General features: G+C 67.3%; 17 protein-coding genes. 6 read left to right on the top strand and 11 right to left on the bottom strand.

Annotated features, from left to right (window positions below; genetic code table 11):
- Positions 1–3 precede the first annotated feature (3 nt).
- The 11 genes from nuoK to D6682_00785 all read right to left on the bottom strand — a co-directional run bounded on the left by nuoK (position 4) and on the right by D6682_00785 (position 9,535).
- The gene (gene nuoK / locus D6682_00835; protein ID RMH52873.1) at positions 4–309 is read right to left on the bottom strand and encodes an NADH-quinone oxidoreductase subunit NuoK; all 306 of its coding nucleotides are present in this window, start codon (positions 307–309) and stop codon (positions 4–6) included.
- Between the two features lie 124 nt (positions 310–433).
- Positions 434–1,021 (bottom strand): NADH-quinone oxidoreductase subunit J, encoded by a 588-nt coding sequence (locus tag D6682_00830; GenBank protein RMH52872.1) that lies wholly within the window; start codon positions 1,019–1,021, stop codon positions 434–436.
- A 2-nt stretch (positions 1,022–1,023) separates the two neighbouring features.
- The gene (gene nuoI / locus D6682_00825) at positions 1,024–1,506 is read right to left on the bottom strand and encodes an NADH-quinone oxidoreductase subunit NuoI (GenBank protein RMH52912.1); all 483 of its coding nucleotides are present in this window, start codon (positions 1,504–1,506) and stop codon (positions 1,024–1,026) included.
- A gap of 10 nt (positions 1,507–1,516) precedes the next feature.
- Positions 1,517–2,578 carry an NADH-quinone oxidoreductase subunit NuoH gene (gene nuoH, locus D6682_00820; protein ID RMH52871.1) on the bottom strand — a complete coding sequence of 354 codons (1,062 nt, stop codon included), beginning with the start codon at positions 2,576–2,578 and terminating at the stop codon, positions 1,517–1,519.
- Positions 2,575–4,947: an NADH dehydrogenase (quinone) subunit G gene (gene nuoG / locus D6682_00815; GenBank protein ID RMH52870.1), complete on the bottom strand. Its 2,373-nt coding sequence runs from the start codon at positions 4,945–4,947 to the stop codon at positions 2,575–2,577. Before nuoG ends, nuoH begins: the two co-directional genes overlap by 4 nt.
- Positions 4,944–6,221, bottom strand: a complete 1,278-nt coding sequence (nuoF, locus tag D6682_00810; protein ID RMH52869.1) for an NADH oxidoreductase (quinone) subunit F — start codon at positions 6,219–6,221, stop codon at positions 4,944–4,946. The genes nuoG and nuoF overlap by 4 nt, the downstream gene beginning before the upstream one ends.
- Positions 6,218–6,712, bottom strand: a complete 495-nt coding sequence (locus tag D6682_00805; GenBank protein ID RMH52868.1) for an NAD(P)H-dependent oxidoreductase subunit E — start codon at positions 6,710–6,712, stop codon at positions 6,218–6,220. The genes nuoF and D6682_00805 overlap by 4 nt, the downstream gene beginning before the upstream one ends.
- A gap of 203 nt (positions 6,713–6,915) precedes the next feature.
- Complete coding sequence (locus D6682_00800; protein ID RMH52867.1) at positions 6,916–8,091, bottom strand: NADH-quinone oxidoreductase subunit D; 1,176 nt, start codon at positions 8,089–8,091, stop codon at positions 6,916–6,918.
- Positions 8,084–8,686 carry an NADH-quinone oxidoreductase subunit C gene (locus tag D6682_00795; protein RMH52866.1) on the bottom strand — a complete coding sequence of 201 codons (603 nt, stop codon included), beginning with the start codon at positions 8,684–8,686 and terminating at the stop codon, positions 8,084–8,086. The genes D6682_00800 and D6682_00795 overlap by 8 nt, the downstream gene beginning before the upstream one ends.
- Positions 8,687–8,699: 13 nt before the next feature.
- The gene (locus D6682_00790) at positions 8,700–9,179 is read right to left on the bottom strand and encodes an NADH-quinone oxidoreductase subunit B (GenBank protein ID RMH52865.1); all 480 of its coding nucleotides are present in this window, start codon (positions 9,177–9,179) and stop codon (positions 8,700–8,702) included.
- A complete protein-coding gene (locus tag D6682_00785; protein RMH52864.1) occupies positions 9,170–9,535 on the bottom strand; it encodes an NADH-quinone oxidoreductase subunit A in 366 nt (121 codons plus the stop codon). The genes D6682_00790 and D6682_00785 overlap by 10 nt, the downstream gene beginning before the upstream one ends.
- Before the next feature lie 422 nt (positions 9,536–9,957).
- Between D6682_00785 and D6682_00780 the strand changes: the two genes are divergently transcribed.
- The 6 genes from D6682_00780 (at position 9,958) to D6682_00755 (ending at position 14,985) form a co-directional block, all read left to right on the top strand.
- Positions 9,958–10,422 carry a 50S ribosomal protein L13 gene (locus D6682_00780; protein RMH52911.1) on the top strand — a complete coding sequence of 155 codons (465 nt, stop codon included), beginning with the start codon at positions 9,958–9,960 and terminating at the stop codon, positions 10,420–10,422.
- A gap of 3 nt (positions 10,423–10,425) precedes the next feature.
- Positions 10,426–10,818: a 30S ribosomal protein S9 gene (locus D6682_00775; protein RMH52863.1), complete on the top strand. Its 393-nt coding sequence runs from the start codon at positions 10,426–10,428 to the stop codon at positions 10,816–10,818.
- An 81-nt stretch (positions 10,819–10,899) separates the two neighbouring features.
- Positions 10,900–11,481 (top strand): electron transport complex subunit RsxA, encoded by a 582-nt coding sequence (rsxA, locus tag D6682_00770; GenBank protein RMH52862.1) that lies wholly within the window; start codon positions 10,900–10,902, stop codon positions 11,479–11,481.
- Between the two features lie 42 nt (positions 11,482–11,523).
- Positions 11,524–12,090, top strand: a complete 567-nt coding sequence (rsxB, locus tag D6682_00765; GenBank protein RMH52861.1) for an electron transport complex subunit RsxB — start codon at positions 11,524–11,526, stop codon at positions 12,088–12,090.
- A 111-nt stretch (positions 12,091–12,201) separates the two neighbouring features.
- Positions 12,202–13,698 carry an electron transport complex subunit RsxC gene (gene rsxC / locus D6682_00760; protein ID RMH52860.1) on the top strand — a complete coding sequence of 499 codons (1,497 nt, stop codon included), beginning with the start codon at positions 12,202–12,204 and terminating at the stop codon, positions 13,696–13,698.
- A 222-nt stretch (positions 13,699–13,920) separates the two neighbouring features.
- Entirely contained in the window at positions 13,921–14,985 is a 1,065-nt protein-coding gene (locus tag D6682_00755) for an RnfABCDGE type electron transport complex subunit D (protein RMH52910.1), read from the top strand.

Genomic DNA, 14,985 nt, shown 5'->3' with positions numbered 1-14,985 from the left:
GCGTCAGCCCTGCAGGGTGTTGATGTCCGCCACATCGATCGAGCGGCGCAGGCGGTGGAAGGCGACCAGGATGGCCAGGCCGACCGCCACCTCGCTGGCCGCGATGGTCAAGACGAAGAAGACGAAGAGCTGGCCGGCGAGATCGCCGAGGAAGTGGGAGAAGGCGACGAAGTTGATGTTCACCGCCAGCAGGATCAGCTCGATGCACATCAGGATGGTGATCACGTTCTTGCGGTTGAGGAACAGCCCGACCACCCCGATCGAGAAGAGGGCGGCGTCGACGATGAGGTAGCTGGAGAGTGGTACCATTACTGATCGAATCGCAAAAAGTCCGTCCGTGGACGTTTTACAAAACCGTCGCTTGCATGCGCAAGCTCCCGTTTTGCGCGGCCGTACCGGTCGCGGATGTCGCCCTTATGCAGAGCCGTCATGGTCACATCCTCACCTTGCGCAGCCGCTCTTCCTTCTTCACGGCCACCTGTCTGGCGATGTTCTGGTAGCGTGCATCCTTGCGGGCGCGCAGGGTGAGCACCACCGCGCCGACCAGTGCCACCAGCAGGATGATCGCCGCCAGCTCGAAGCCGAGCAGATAGCGGGTGTAGAGCTCCTTGCCGATCTCCACCGTGTTGTCGACCTGGCCGCCCAGGTGGCCGACAACGCCGGTGCGGGCGGTCGAGAAGATGCCGCTGAAGCCGGCGGCGACCATCTCGGCGAAGAGGATCAATGCGATCGGCCCGCCGATCGGCAGATAGCGCAGGAATCCCTCGCGCATCTGGGCGACGTTGACCTCGATCATCATGATGACGAAGACGAAGAGCACCATCACCGCGCCGACGTAGACCAGGATGAGGATGACGCCGAGAAACTCGGCATCGAGCAGGAAGAAGAGGCCGGCGGCGTTGAAGAAGCAGAAGATCAGCCACATCACCGAGTGCATCGGGTTGCGCGAGAGCACCACCATGGCACCGCCGAGCACAGCCAGGGTGGCGAAGAGGTCGAAGAAGAGGGTGATGAGCGACATGGTCAGCGGTAGCGCGCTTCCGATGCGATGTTGGCGTCGATCTGCGCCTTGTAGCGGGCGCCGACGTCGAGCAGCATCTCCTTGGTGTAGTAGAGGTTGCGCCGATCCTCGACCGCGTACTCGAACTCCTGGGTCTCGACGATGGCGTCGACCGGGCAGGCCTCCTGACAGAAGCCGCAGAAGATGCACTTGGTCAGGTCGATGTCGTAGCGGGTGGTGCGGCGGCTGCCGTCGGATCGCTCCTCCGACTCGATGGTGATGGCCAGCGCCGGGCAGACCACCTCGCACAGCTTGCAGGCGATGCAGCGCTCCTCGCCGTCGTCGTAGCGCCGCAGGGCGTGCAGGCCGCGGAAGCGCGGGGAGAGCGGTGTGCGCTCCTCCGGATACTCGACGGTGATCTTCTTCTTGAACAGGTAGCTGCCGGTGAGCATCAGGCCGCGCACCAGCTCGAGCAGCAGCCAGGTGTTGATGTGGCGTTTGATCAGGGCGGTCACGTCACGACCTCCACGGCTGCCAGAATCCGATGATGTCGGAGAGCAGCGGGGTGTAGGTGGCGGTGCCGACCACCGCGATCCAGATCAGCGTCCACGGCAGGAACACCTTCCACCCCAGCCGCATCAGTTGATCGTAGCGGTAGCGCGGGAAGGTGGCGCGGAACCAGATGAAGACGAAGAGGAAGAAGGCAGTCTTGCCCAGCAGCCAGACGGTGCCGGGGATGACGTCGAGCGCCGGGAACGGTGCATGCCAGCCGCCGAGGAACATGATCGAGGTCATCAGGCTGATCAGGATCATCGCCGCGTACTCGGCCAGCGAGAAGGTGGCGAACCACATGCCGGAGTACTCGACGAAGAAGCCGGCGACCAGCTCCGCCTCCCCCTCGGGCAGGTCGAAGGGGGCGCGGTTGGTCTCGGCGCAGCCGGAGATGAAATAGACCAGGAACATCGGGAAGAGCGGGATGAAGTACCAGTGCCAGAAGCCGCCCGCCTGTGCCTCGACGATCCCGGTCAGGTTCATCGTGCCGGCCATCATCAGCACGCAGACGACGGCGAAGCCCATCGAGACCTCGTAGGAGATCATCTGACAGGTGGAGCGCACCGCACCGATCAGCGCATACTTGGAGTTGGAGGCCCAGCCGGCGAGCAGGATGCCGTAGATGGCCAGCGAGCCGACGGCCATGACATAGAGCACGCCGATGTTCAGGTTGGCGATGGCCATGACGTGGGGGTGGTCCCACAGGCCGAAGAGGGAGGTCTTGCCGAATGGGACCGCCGCGAAGGCGAGCAGCGCCGGGGTGAGCGAGACCACCGGTGCGGCGATGAAAAGCAGCTTGTTGGCGCCGGCGGGGATGATCGACTCCTTGAGGAAGAGCTTGATGACGTCGGCGATCGGCTGCAGCAGGCCGGCGGGACCGACGCGGTTGCACCCCTTGCGCGCCTGTACCCAGCCGATCACCCGCCGCTCGACGTAGGTGGTGTAGGCCACCGACAGCGCCACCGGCACGGTGATGGCCAGCACCTCCAGCACCCAGATCAGCGTTTGCAGGAGCATCCCCTTCATCCATCCGCCTCCGGCGCGGCCAGCTCCGCCTCACACTCGCTGGAGAGGACCCCCGCCACACCGCGGCGGGCGACGAAGAGCACCCCCTCGGAGAGATCCCCGCGCACGCCGATGTGGTAGCTGTGGCTGCCGCGATGGCTCTTGACGGTCACCTTGTCACCGGGGGTGAAGCCCGCCTCCTGGAGCGTCTTCGGATGGACGATGAGGTCGGCCAGCGCATGCAGCTTGCCGGCGGTGACCAGCAGCCCGGAGGCGCGTGCCCAGCTCCCTTCACGGTACATCGAATAGCGGCTGACCACATCGAGCGGCATCAGCCGAGCCTGCTGCGCCGGCAGATGGGCCGCTTCTCGATGGCGGGCCGGTGCCATCAGCCACTGGTCACGCGGGCTGCCGTCCCAGGCGCGCTCGACCCCCGGCACCCGTTCCATGCATGCCCGGCGCAGCTCGTCGAGCGAGACCACCGGCACCTCCCCCCCCAGCGCCTGCACCAGCCGCATCATCACCTTCCACAGCGGGCGCCCCTCCCCTTTGGGCGGGGTGAGCGGCAGGTCGGAGGTGCGCAGCCGGCCGGCCATGTTGACGAAGGTACCGTCCACTTCGGCGTAACAGTGGCAGGGGAGTTGGATGTCGACGTCGGCGCTGCATTGCCCCTCGATTGCGGCGATCTGGATCAGGGTGGCCGACCCCTCCGCCGCCTGCCGGAACTCGGCCGGAAAGAGCCCGTCGCCGGCGGGGTCGCTGCCGATCAGGACGATCGTGTCGATCTCTCCCTTGCCGGCCGCCTCGAGCAGGGCGCCGACCGATTCGCGCCGGTCGCCGAAGAGCAGCTCCAGCGGTTGGGCGTTCATCCCCGGTGGAATCAGGTTGCGTCCGTCCCGCTCCGGCTCGGCGTGGCCGCAGGCGCGCATCAGCAGGTCGAGCCCGTGGATCAGCGCCGCCGCGTCGCGGTGGCTGCGGATCTCCTCGCCGACCAGCAATGCGCAGGAGTCGGCGATCAGGGCGTCGGCCAGCGCCTTCCCCGCCTCATGCCGCCCCTCGACCGCGGCCAGCCACGCCTCCATGCCGGCGGCCTCCTTGCCCACGTTGCGCACCTGCTCCATGGCGGTGGCGATCACCGCGTGCCAGTCGCGTGGGCGGACCAGCAGGTCGGTGGTCAGTCGGCAGTCGGTGCGGTAGTGCATGGCGCCGATGCGCACCACCGGCCGGCCGTGCCGGAGCCGCTTGCGCAGCCGCTGCATCACCAGCGGCAGCCGCTGGCGCAGATCGCTGCCCAGCACCACCACCTGGTCGGCGGCCTCGAGCTGATCGCTGGTCATGGCGAACCCCTCGCTGAAGGCGAAGGGACGCATGTCGCGCCGATGCAGATCGAAACCGCAGCGCGCCCCGGGCAACGCCGCCTCGATCAGCAGCCGGATGGAGGTGAGTCCCTCTACGCTCCAGTCGGGCGAGAAGATCACCCCGACCCGCTTCCCATCGAGGTGGGCTGCGGCCGCCTCCACCGCTTCATCCCAGCCGCACCGCTCCAGCCGGCCGTCACGGCGCACCGCCGGCTGCAGGATGCGCGCATCCGAGGCAAAGGCGTCATAAACATAGCGGCCGCGGTCGCAGATCCACGGCTCGATCCCCCCCTCCTGCGGGCGGATGCGCATCACCACACCGTCGCGCGATTCGATGCTGATGTCGCATCCCTGCGGGCACTGGATGCAGGCGCTCCGGTGGCGGGTCATCTCCCACGGCCGCGAGACGTCGTGCGACGGCTTGTCGAGCAGCGCGCCGACCGGGCAGACGTCGGGCAGGTTGCCGGAGAGCTCGGACTCCAGACACTCCTCGACGATGCCGGTGATGTGCATGCGGTCGCCCCGGCCGAGGACGCCGATGTCGCACGTGCCGGCGATCTCGTCGGCGAAGCGGACACAGCGGGTGCAGTGGATGCAGCGGGTCATGCAGGTGACGACGAAGGGGCCGAGGTCGTAGTTGACCGCCGTCCGCTTCTCCTCGCCGTAGCGACCCCGGGAGGCGCCGAAGGCGACGGCGTAGTCCTGCAGCTTGCACGCTCCGCCCTGGTCGCACACCGGGCAGTCGAGCGGATGGTTGATCAGTAGGTACTCCATCACCATCCTGCGGTCTTCCGCCAAGCTCGGCGACTGGGTGGTGACCTTCATCCCCTCCTGCACCGGCGTGCAGCAGCTTGCCGCCGGCTTGTTCCACCCCTCGATCTCGACCAGGCACATGCGGCAGTTGGCGGCGACCGACAGCTCGGGGTGGTAGCAGAAATAGGGGACGTCGATGCCGTGCTGGCGGCAGGCCTCGAGCACGCTGGTGCCGGGCTTGACCTCGACCTCGCGCCCGTCGATGAACAGTGTGGTCACGCCGCCCTCCTCAGCATGCGCGCCCGCACCTCGTCGGGGAAGTTGCGGATCAGCGACAACACCGGGGCGGCGGCGCCGTCGGCCAGCGCGCAGATGGTCCGCCCGGCCATGTGGGTGGCCCCCTCTTCGAGGATCTGGAAGTCCTCCTCGCGGCCGCCGCCCTGCTCGATGCGCCGCATCACCCGCGCCAGCCAGCCGGTCCCTTCGCGGCAGGGGGTGCACTGGCCGCACGACTCGTGGGCGTAGAAGCGGGCCAGCCGGGCGGCGACCGCCACCACGTCGGCGGTCTCGTCCATGACGATGATCGCGCCCGAACCGAGCATGGAGCCGGCCTTCATCAGGTCGTCGAAGGTGAGCGGGATGTCGTACTGCTCGGGCATCAGCCAGTTGGAGGAGGAGCCGCCGGGGATCACCGCCTTGGGCACCACGCCGTGCCGCAGTCCGCCGCAATGCTCCTCGATCAGGGTTTTCAGCGGAGTGCCGAGCGGCACCTCGTAGTTGCCCGGCCGCTTGACCTGGCCGGAGACGGAGAAGATCTTCATGCCGGTGTTGTTGGGCCTGCCGATCGCCGCGTGCCACTTGCCGCCGTGGCGCAAGATCGCCGGGATGCTGGCCAGTGTCTCGACATTGTTGACCACCGTCGGGCACTGGTAGAACCCTTCCACCGCCGGAAACGGCGGCTTGAACCGGGGCCGTCCCGGGCGGCCCTCCAGCGATTCGATCAGCGCCGTCTCCTCGCCGCAGACATAGGCGCCGGCGCCGCGGTGGACAGTGATGTTCATGGAGAAGTCGGTGCCGAGGATGCGCTCGCCCAGCAGGTTGGCGGCATAGGCCTCGCCGATCGCCTCGTTGAGGATCTCCGCCTCACGCTTGAACTCGCCGCGGATGTAGATGTAGGCGTCATGCACGCCGAGCGCGAAGCCGGCCATGATCATCCCCTCGATCAGCAGATGGGGGTCGAAGCGGATGATGTCGCGATCCTTGAATGTGCCGGGCTCGCCTTCGTCGGCGTTGCACAGTAGATAGGTCGGCTTGCCGGTGTTGCGCGGTACGAACGACCACTTCAGCCCGGTGGGGAAGCCGGCGCCGCCGCGGCCGCGGATGCCCGAGGCCTTGACTTCGTTGATGATCTTCCCGGGATCGAAGTCGTTGAGCACCACCGGCAGGAAGTCGTAGGCGCCGTGGGCGCGCGCCACCTCCAGCCGCCGCTGGTCGGGGATGCCGATGCGCGCGAAACAGTGGGCGGTGACCCTGGTCGGATCCGACGGAATCATGCCGATGCCTCGCTGCGCATCTGCTCGATCAGCGCGTCGATCGTTTCGGGGTCGACCTTCTCGTGGTAGACGTTGTTGATCTGGACCACCGGCGCGCCGCCGCAGGCGCCGGCGCACTCCACCTCGGTGACGGTGAACAGGCCGTCCTCGGTGGTCTCCCCCGGTCGGATCCCCAGTTTGTCGCAGACATGCGCCACCAGCTCCCGCGCGCCGTTGAGCATGCAGCCGGCGTTGGTGCAGAACTCCAGCCGGTATTTGCCGGCGGGTGTCTCGCGGAACATGGTGTAGAAGGTGACCACCTCGCGCACCACCATCAGCCGCAGCCCCAAGGTGTCGGCGACGAGCTGCTGCGCCTCCAAGGAGAGGTGGCCGAAGGTCTCCTGGGCCATGTGCAGCACCGGCAGCAGCGCCGAGCGGGGATGGGGGTAGCGCGCCACCAGCGCGGCGATCGCCTCCTGCTGTTCGCGGCTGAAGGAGAGCGATTCACTCATCGGTGACCACACCACAACAGATGATGGTTACTTGCGAAACCATCATCGATGATCGAATCGCAAAAAGTCCGTCCGTGGACTTTTTGCTTGACGGGGATCGAAGATCGCGGTTTTCGATCCCCTTACAAATCCGTCGGTTGCGTCTGCAACCTCCGGGTTTGCGCGACCCTCCATGGTCGCGATGATGGTTTCTTGCGAGACCATCATCGATCGACCTCGCCGAAGACGATGTCCTGGGTGCCGAGGATGGTGACCACGTCGGCGATCATATGGCCGCGGCACATATAGTCGAGCGCCTGCAGATGGGCGAAGCCCGGCGCGCGCACCTTGATGCGGTAGGGCTTGTTGGAGCCGTCGGCACGGATGTAGACCCCCAGCTCCCCCTTGGGGTGTTCGGTGGGCTGGTAGATCTCGCCCTCGACCGGATAGCCCTCGGAGAAGAACTTGAAGTGGTGGATGAGCGACTCCATGTCCTCCTTGATCAGGGCGCGCGGGGGATTGGTCAGTTTGTAGTCGTCGATCTTGACCGGACCGTCGTGCTTCTCCAGCCAGTGGATGCACTGGCGGACGATCTCGTTGGATTGCCGCATCTCCTCCACCCGCACCAGATAGCGGTCGTAGCAGTCGCCGGTGGCGCCGACCGGGATCTCGAAGTCGAGCTGGTCGTAGACGTCGTAGGGTTGGGTCTTGCGCAGGTCCCATGCAACGCCCGAGCCGCGCAGCATCGGGCCGGTGAAGCCCCAGGCCAGCGCCGCATCGCGGTCGACCACGCCGATGTCGACGGTGCGCTGTTTCCAGATGCGGTTCTCGGTCAGCAGCGTCTCGTACTCGTCGACATAGCCGGGAAAGCGCTCGGTGAACGCCCAGATCCGCTCCAGCAGCCCCTCGGGCAGGTCGGCGGTCACCCCGCCGGGGCGGAAGTAGGCGGCGTGCATGCGGGCGCCGCTGACCGCCTCGTAGAAGTCGAAGATATCCTCGCGCTCGCGGAAGCAGTAGAGGAAGACGGTCATGGCGCCGATGTCGAGCGCGTGCGCGCCCAGCCAGAGGCAGTGGTTGAGGATGCGGGTCAGCTCGGCGAACATCACCCGGATGTACTGGGCGCGGATCGGCGCCTCGATGCCGAGCAGCTTCTCCACGGCCAGCGCGTAGGGGTGCTCGTTGCACATCATCGACACATAGTCGAAGCGGTCGAAGTAGGGAATGTTCTGATGGTAGGTCTTCTGCTCGAACAGCTTCTCGGTGCCGCGATGGAGCAGGCCGATGTGCGGCTCCGCCCGTTCGACCACCTCGCCGTCGAGCTCCAGCACCAGCCGGAGCACGCCGTGGGCCGAGGGGTGTTGCGGCCCGAAGTTGAGGGTGTAATTCTGGATCTCAGCCACGAAGATGCTCTTCCGGCCAGGCCTTGGGGGTGAGCACGCGGTTCTCCAGCGCGATCGGTCGGTAGACGCAGCGGCGCTCCTCTTCGTCGTAGAATAGCTCGACTCGCCCGGTCACCGGGAAGTCCTTGCGCAACGGATAGCCCTCGAAGCCGTAGTCGGTGAGGATGCGGCGCAGGTCGGGGTGGTGGTTGAAGATGATGCCGAACATGTCGAACGCCTCCCGTTCGAACCAGTCGGCCGCCGGCCACACCTCGGTGACCGAGTCGACGAACTCCCGCTCGTCGAGCCGGGTTTTGATGCGGATGCGCTTGTGGTCGGAGACCGACAGCAGGTGGTAGACGACTTCGAATCGGGGCTGATCCGGCTGGTGGTCCGGGTGCTCGGACATGTCGACGCCGCAGATGTCGATCAGCTGGTCGTACCCCAACCGGCCGCGCAGGAAATGGCAGATCTCGACGATCGCCGACCGCTCCACCACCGCCTCCGGGCAGTCGATCGCCATCCGGCAGGCGACCACCTGCGCGCCGAACTGCTGCTGCAGGGCCTGCAGGTCGTCGGGCAGGGCGGTGGTCGGCTGTGCTTCGCGGTCGCTCATGGCTTTGGTATGGCTAGCGGCGGGCGATGGTGTTGGTGCGCTTGATCTTCTCTTGCAGCTGGATGAAGCCGTAGAGCAGCGCCTCGGCGGTCGGCGGGCAGCCGGGGACATAGATGTCGACCGGCACGATGCGGTCGCAGCCGCGCACCACCGAGTAGGAGTAGTGGTAGTAGCCGCCGCCATTGGCGCAGGAGCCCATCGAGATCACCCATCGGGGCTCGCTCATCTGGTCGTAGACCTTGCGCAGCGCCGGCGCCATCTTGTTGATCAAGGTTCCGGCGACCACCATCACGTCCGACTGACGCGGGCTGGGGCGGAAGACGATGCCGAAACGGTCGAGGTCGTAGCGGCTGGCACCGGCATGCATCATCTCGACCGCGCAGCAGGCCAGGCCGAAGGTCATCGGCCAGAGCGAGCCGCTGCGCGCCCAGTTGATCACCTTGTCGGCGGTGGTGGTGATGAACCCCCGCTCCAGAACCCCCTCTATTCCCACTGCAGCGCCCCCTTCTTCCAGGCGTATGCGAAGCCGACCACCAGGATCAACAGGAAGAGCACCATCTCGACGAAGCCGAAGATGCCGATCTGTTTGAGCACCACCGACCAGGGGAACATGAAGGCCGTCTCGATGTCGAAGATGACGAAGAGGATGGAGACCAGATAGAAGCGGACGTCGAAGCGCATGCGCGAGTCGTTGAAGGCCTCGAATCCGCACTCGTAGGCGGAGAGCTTCTCCGGATCGGGACGCTGCTCGGCGACCACCACCGTGAGCACCAGCGGCACCACCCCCATGGCCAGGGCGACGACCAAAAAAATGAAGACCGGGACATATTCGTTGGCCAGGTATTCCATATGCCCCCCTTTCCGCACTGGTGTGTTTGGTCGCGTAGCCGGGTCGCTCTTCCGGTTGAATCGACCGCTTTCATCGGGTATTCCCGTCGCCCCCGCTCCGGACGGAGCCGCCCGGAGTTGCAATGCGTCCGCCTCCGCTTCCCCCTTCCACGCTGCCCACGCCTCGGGGTGCGGAGAAGTCCAGGTCGGGCGGTGAACTTTCCGGGACGGACGGGGGGCTGTCAACGCCGGGCCTGCTTTCGGCTTCCGGCGTTGACAATGCGGGGTGGGCTCCTACCATGCGCCGCCCCCTGCGGGCGCGGCCCCGGGGATGGAACCGGCGGCGGCCGCCTCCGTGGGTGTGGCTGCCCCGCCGATCGCCGACGGGTCCACGATGGGCCTGGATTCGGTTCCAATCTCATTGTTTCGGGCAGGTGGATACGATGCGCACTTGGGTGCCCCGTGCGGGCGAGGAGAGAGCAAGGCAGTGGTATGTGGTCGATGCCGCCGATCAGGTGCTCGGGCGGCTGGCCACCCGGGTCGCCGCCATCCTTCGGGGCAAGCATCGCCCCTGGTATACGCCGCACGCCGATTGCGGCGACCATGTGGTGGTGATCAATGCGGCCCGGGTCCATGTCACCGGCAGGAAGGAGCGGCAGAAGCGCTACTACCGCCACAGCGGCTATCCCGGCGGGCTGAAGGAGACCGCGCTGGCCGAGTTGCGCCGGAGCCATCCCGAGCGGATCATCGAACATGCGGTGCGGGGGATGATGCCCAAGGGGCCGCTCGGCCGCCGGATGATGCGCAAGCTCAAGGTCTATGCCGGTGCCGACCATCCGCATGCAGCCCAGAGGCCGGTCGTGCTCGATCCGGGCGGGCGCGGCGCCGGAGAAGGGAATCAGGGGTAGGTCGTGAACGAGAACATCCATCGCGGAACGGGGCGGCGCAAGGCGAGCACCGCCCGCGTCATCCTGAAGCCGGGTGCCGGCAGGATCGAGGTCAACGGGCGGGAGATCGAGCGCTATTTTCCGATCGAGATCACCCGTCAGCGGGCGCTGGAGCCGCTGGCCGCCGTCAGCCTTTCGGGACGGGTCGATGTGCGGGTCAACGTGCGTGGCGGCGGGGTGAGCGGTCAGGCCGGTGCGATCCGTATGGGGCTGGCCCGCGCGCTGGTCAGCTACGACTCCGGGCTGCGCCCGCTGCTGAAGAAGCGCGGCTTTCTCACCCGGGACGCCCGCGTGGTCGAGCGCAAGAAGTACGGCTTGAAGAAGGCGCGGCGCGCGCCGCAGTTCTCCAAGCGCTGATCGCTGCTTTGCCCGGTCGCGCTGCGGCCCGGGCGAGGTGATGGTGATACATTTTGCGCCGTGGGCGGTAGCATTGCCGGCATGCATGACTACCTGCTGATCCTGGTCTCCGTGGTGCTGGTCAACAACTTCGTGTTGGCCAAGTTCCTCGGCATCTGCCCCTTTCTCGGTGTCTCCGCCAAAACCGAAACCGCCGTCGGCATGGCGCTGGCGGTGATGTTCGTCATGACGCTCGCCTCGATCTCCACCTGGATGGTGCAGCACTGGCTGCTGCAGCCGCTGGGGCTGGAGTATCTCCAGACCGTCTTCTTCATTCTGGTGATCGCCTCGCTGGTGCAGCTGGTCGAGATGGCCATGCACAAGACCAGCCCGCTGCTCCATCAGGCGCTGGGCGTCTTCCTGCCGCTGATCACCACCAACTGCGCCGTGCTCGGTGTGGCGCTGCTCAACGTGCAGAAGGAGCTCGATCTGCCGCAGGCCGCGCTCTACGGCCTGGGGGCGGCGATCGGCTTCTCCATCGTGCTGGTCGCCTTCTCCGGCTTGCGCGAACGGCTGGACGGTGCGCCGGTGCCGCGCCCGTTTCGCGGCAGCCCGATCACCCTGATCACCGCCGGGATGATGAGCCTGGCCTTTCTCGGGTTCAGCGGTCTGGTCAAGGGCTGATCCACCGCCGGGCATCGACCGCCGTTGACGGGAGGCGCCGCATTGTGGACGCCGGTGTTGTTGCTGGCGGGCGCGGGGGTGCTCTTCGGCTCGGCGCTGGCCCTCTTCTCCCGCCTGTTCAAGGTGGAGGGCAATCCGCTGGAGGAGTCGATCGACCGGTTGCTGCCGCAGACCCAGTGCGGCCAGTGCGGCTATCCCGGCTGCAGGCCCTACGCCCACGCGGTGGCCACAGGCGAGGCGGAGGTCAACCACTGTGTGCCGGGCGGCGAGCGGGTGATGCGCCAGATCGCCGACATCATGGGGGTGGAGCCCAAGGCGATCGAAGAGGAGCCCAAGGCGCCGATGGTCGCCTTCATCCGAGAGGACGAGTGCATCGGCTGTACGCTCTGCATCAAGGCCTGTCCGGTCGATGCCATCGTCGGCGCGCCCAGGCAGTACCATGTGGTGATCGCCGACGACTGCACCGGTTGCGCCCTCTGCGTCGAGCCCTGTCCGGTCGACTGCATCGACATGCTGGAGAAGCCGGAGTTGCTGGAGCACTGGTCCTGGCCGCTGCCGGGCACCGCGCGCGCCGATCTGGGCCGTGCGCGCAGGATGCAGCATGGATGATGAGATCGCAAAAAGTCCGTCCGTGGGCTGTTTGCTCGGCTGTTTCGCGCGCTCCGCCGTGGCCGCAAGGAGGGGTCCCCGTCATGCCGGCTCTGCCGCGTCCTGATCGCGATGCATAGCTGGCAGCGGATGGGGGTGCGGCTGCTGGGGGGGCTGCTGCCGTTGGCCCGGCCGTGGGTCCATCCCGAGATGCACGAGGATGCCGCCGCCGCACCCATCGAGTCCGCGCCGCTGCCGCCGCTGTTCGTCGTGCCGGTGCGTCAACATATCGGGGAGAGCGCCGAGCCGGTGGTCGATGTCGGTGCGCGGGTGTTGCGCGATGAGCCGATCGCCCGGCCGCAGGGCTACGTCTCCGCGGCGCTCCACGCCCCCACCTCCGGGACGGTGGTCAAGATCGAGGAGCACGCCATCGTCCACCCCTCGGGCATCGGGATGCGCTCGATCTTCATCGAGGCCGACGGGGAGGACCGCTCCACCGGCGGGTGGGAGGGGTGGCCGGACTGGCCGGAGCGCGACCCGGCCGAGCTGCGCGAGCGCATCCGCGCCTGCGGGATCGTCGGGTTGGGCGGCGCGCTCTTCCCCACCTTCGTCAAGCTGGCGCGCGACCCACGTCATCCGATCGAGACCCTGATCCTCAACGGTGTGGAGTGTGAGCCGTGGCTCGCCTGCGACCACCGGCTGATGGTCGAGGAGGCGGAGCGGATCGTCGCGGGGATGGCGATCCTGCGCCATGTCGTCGGCGCGGCGCGCTGTGTGGTGGCGATCGAGGAGAACAAGCCCGACGCCGCCGAGGCGATGGAGCGGGCCTCCATCGCGGGGGGGCTGCACGACGTCGCCGTGCGGCTGCTGCCGGTCCGCTATCCCCAGGGAAGCGAGCGGCAGTTGATCGAGACGATCACCGGCCGGCAGGTCCCTGCCGGTCGGCTGCCGCTCCATGTCGGGGTGCTCTGCGTCAACGTGGCAACCAGTGCGGCGGTGGCCGACGCGGTGCTGCAGGGGCGTCCGCTGACCGAGCGGGTGGTGACCTTGGGCGGGGAGGCCATGCCGCAGCCGGCCAATCTGCGGGTGCGCATCGGTACGCCGATCGATTTCCTCCTGCGCCGGCAGGGGCTGCTCGATCTGGAGGGGATCGAGATCATCCAGGGCGGGCCGATGATGGGCGAGCGGGTGTTGTACCCGGAGGCGCCGGTCACCAAGGGGAGCAACGCCATTCTTGCCATGGCGCGCCGTCCGGTCGAGCCGGAGTCGCCCTGCATCCGCTGCGGCCACTGCCTGCAGGTCTGCCCCGCCGGGCTGATGCCCAACGAGCTCGCCGCCCACTGCCGCAACGACCGCTTCGAGCAGGCCGAGGCGTTCCATCTCTTCGACTGCATCGAGTGCGGCGCCTGCAGCTACGTCTGCCCGGCCCACATTCCGCTGGTCCACTACTTCCGCTACGGCAAGGGGCAGGTGGCGGCGATTCGCCGCGCCCGTGCATTCGCCGATGCGTCGCGCCGCCGCTCCGAGGCGCGTGAGGAGCGGCTCCGGCGCGAGCAGGAGGAGCGTGCCGCCCGCAGGCGCTCGCGCAGGCCTGCGGCCGGTGCGGGGGTGGAGGAGCGGAAGCAGTGAGGGCTTCGCCGGGAGGTGGGGATTGTTGTCAAGCAAAACATCCATGGACGGATGTCTTGCGCTGCAAACAGAGTTGATGGTTTCGCGAGAAGCCATCAACGCGGCCATGGACGGCCGCGCAAATCCGAAGCTTGCCAAGGCAAGCGCAGGATTTGTAAGGAAAGCGAAGATCGCATTCTTCGCTTTCCGTCAAGCAAAACATCCATGGACGGATGTTTTGCGCTGCAAACAGAATTGAGCTCCCCCCACGACCACAGCGGCAGCTCCAGCCGGGTGATGATGCTGCAGGTGATGGCAGCACTGCTACCGGCGACGCTGGTGGCGGTGTGGCTCTTCGGCTGGCTGGCCCTGCTGCAGCTTGGTTTCGCCATCACCGCCTGTGTGGTGATCGAGTGGGGGGTGTTGCGCCTCACCGGCCGGGACGGCTCAGCGGCGCTCGACGGCTCCGCGGCGCTGACCGGGCTCTTTCTGGCGCTGGTGTTGCCGGCGGCGGCGCCCTGGTGGGTGGCGCTGATCGGCGCGCTTGCCGCCATCACCCTGGGCAAGCAGCTCTACGGCGGGCTGGGCTACAATCCGTTCAACCCGGCGCTGGCCGCGCGGGTGATCCTGCTGGTCTCCTTCCCGCTGCAGATGACCACCTGGCTGATTCCGTTGCCGCTGCCCGGCGGGATCGATCTGGCGCACTTCTCCAATGCCTGGACCATCTTCACCGGCGGGGTGGCCGCCACCGGGCAGCCGTTCGACGCGATCACCGCCGCCACGCCGCTCGGTCGGCTCAAGACCGCGCTCCACGGCGGCGCCACCGTGCCGGAGGCGCTGGCCGCCGCCCACTATTCGCTGGTCGATGCGCTGCTCGGTCGCGAGGGGGGCAGCATGGGCGAGACCAGCGCGCTGGCCCTGCTGCTCGGCGGGCTCTACCTGCTGCGGGTGCGGGTGATCAGCTGGCAGATTCCGACGAGCTACCTGGCCTCGGTGGCGCTGCTGGCCGCGATCGCCCATGCGATCGATCCCGATCGCTTTGCCCCGGCGCCCTTTCACATCGCCGCCGGCGGGCTGATGCTCTGCGCCTTCTTCATGGCCACCGATCCGGTCACCTCGCCGGTGGCGCCGCGCGCCCAGATCGTGTTCGGCATCGGCTGCGGGGTGCTCACCTGGGTGATCCGCACCTTCGGCGGCTATCCCGAAGGGGCGATGTTCTCGGTGATGCTGATGAACTGCCTGGTACCGCTGCTCGACCGCCATCTCCGCCCGCCGGTCTACGGCCGCGGTGCCGGTTCGCTACGGTGA

It is taken from the genome of Zetaproteobacteria bacterium (assembly GCA_003696765.1).
GTDB lineage: Bacteria > Pseudomonadota > Zetaproteobacteria > Mariprofundales > J009 > RFFX01.
The sequence above is the reverse complement of the archived record's forward strand: the minus strand, read 5'-3'. Positions and strand labels throughout refer to the sequence as shown.

Excerpts from the sequence above, each read along its gene's own strand:
- nuoK (RMH52873.1), bottom strand. The coding sequence starts at position 309 with ATGGTACCACTCTCCAGCTACCTCATCGTCGACGCCGCCCTCTTCTCG.
- D6682_00830 (RMH52872.1), bottom strand. The coding sequence starts at position 1,021 with ATGTCGCTCATCACCCTCTTCTTCGACCTCTTCGCCACCCTGGCTGTG.
- nuoH (RMH52871.1), bottom strand. The coding sequence starts at position 2,578 with ATGAAGGGGATGCTCCTGCAAACGCTGATCTGGGTGCTGGAGGTGCTG.
- nuoF (RMH52869.1), bottom strand. The coding sequence starts at position 6,221 with ATGATTCCGTCGGATCCGACCAGGGTCACCGCCCACTGTTTCGCGCGC.
- D6682_00805 (RMH52868.1), bottom strand. The coding sequence starts at position 6,712 with ATGAGTGAATCGCTCTCCTTCAGCCGCGAACAGCAGGAGGCGATCGCC.
- D6682_00795 (RMH52866.1), bottom strand. The coding sequence starts at position 8,686 with ATGAGCGACCGCGAAGCACAGCCGACCACCGCCCTGCCCGACGACCTG.
- D6682_00785 (RMH52864.1), bottom strand. The coding sequence starts at position 9,535 with ATGGAATACCTGGCCAACGAATATGTCCCGGTCTTCATTTTTTTGGTC.
- D6682_00780 (RMH52911.1), top strand. The coding sequence starts at position 9,958 with ATGCGCACTTGGGTGCCCCGTGCGGGCGAGGAGAGAGCAAGGCAGTGG.
- rsxA (RMH52862.1), top strand. The coding sequence starts at position 10,900 with ATGCATGACTACCTGCTGATCCTGGTCTCCGTGGTGCTGGTCAACAAC.
- rsxC (RMH52860.1), top strand. The coding sequence starts at position 12,202 with ATGCATAGCTGGCAGCGGATGGGGGTGCGGCTGCTGGGGGGGCTGCTG.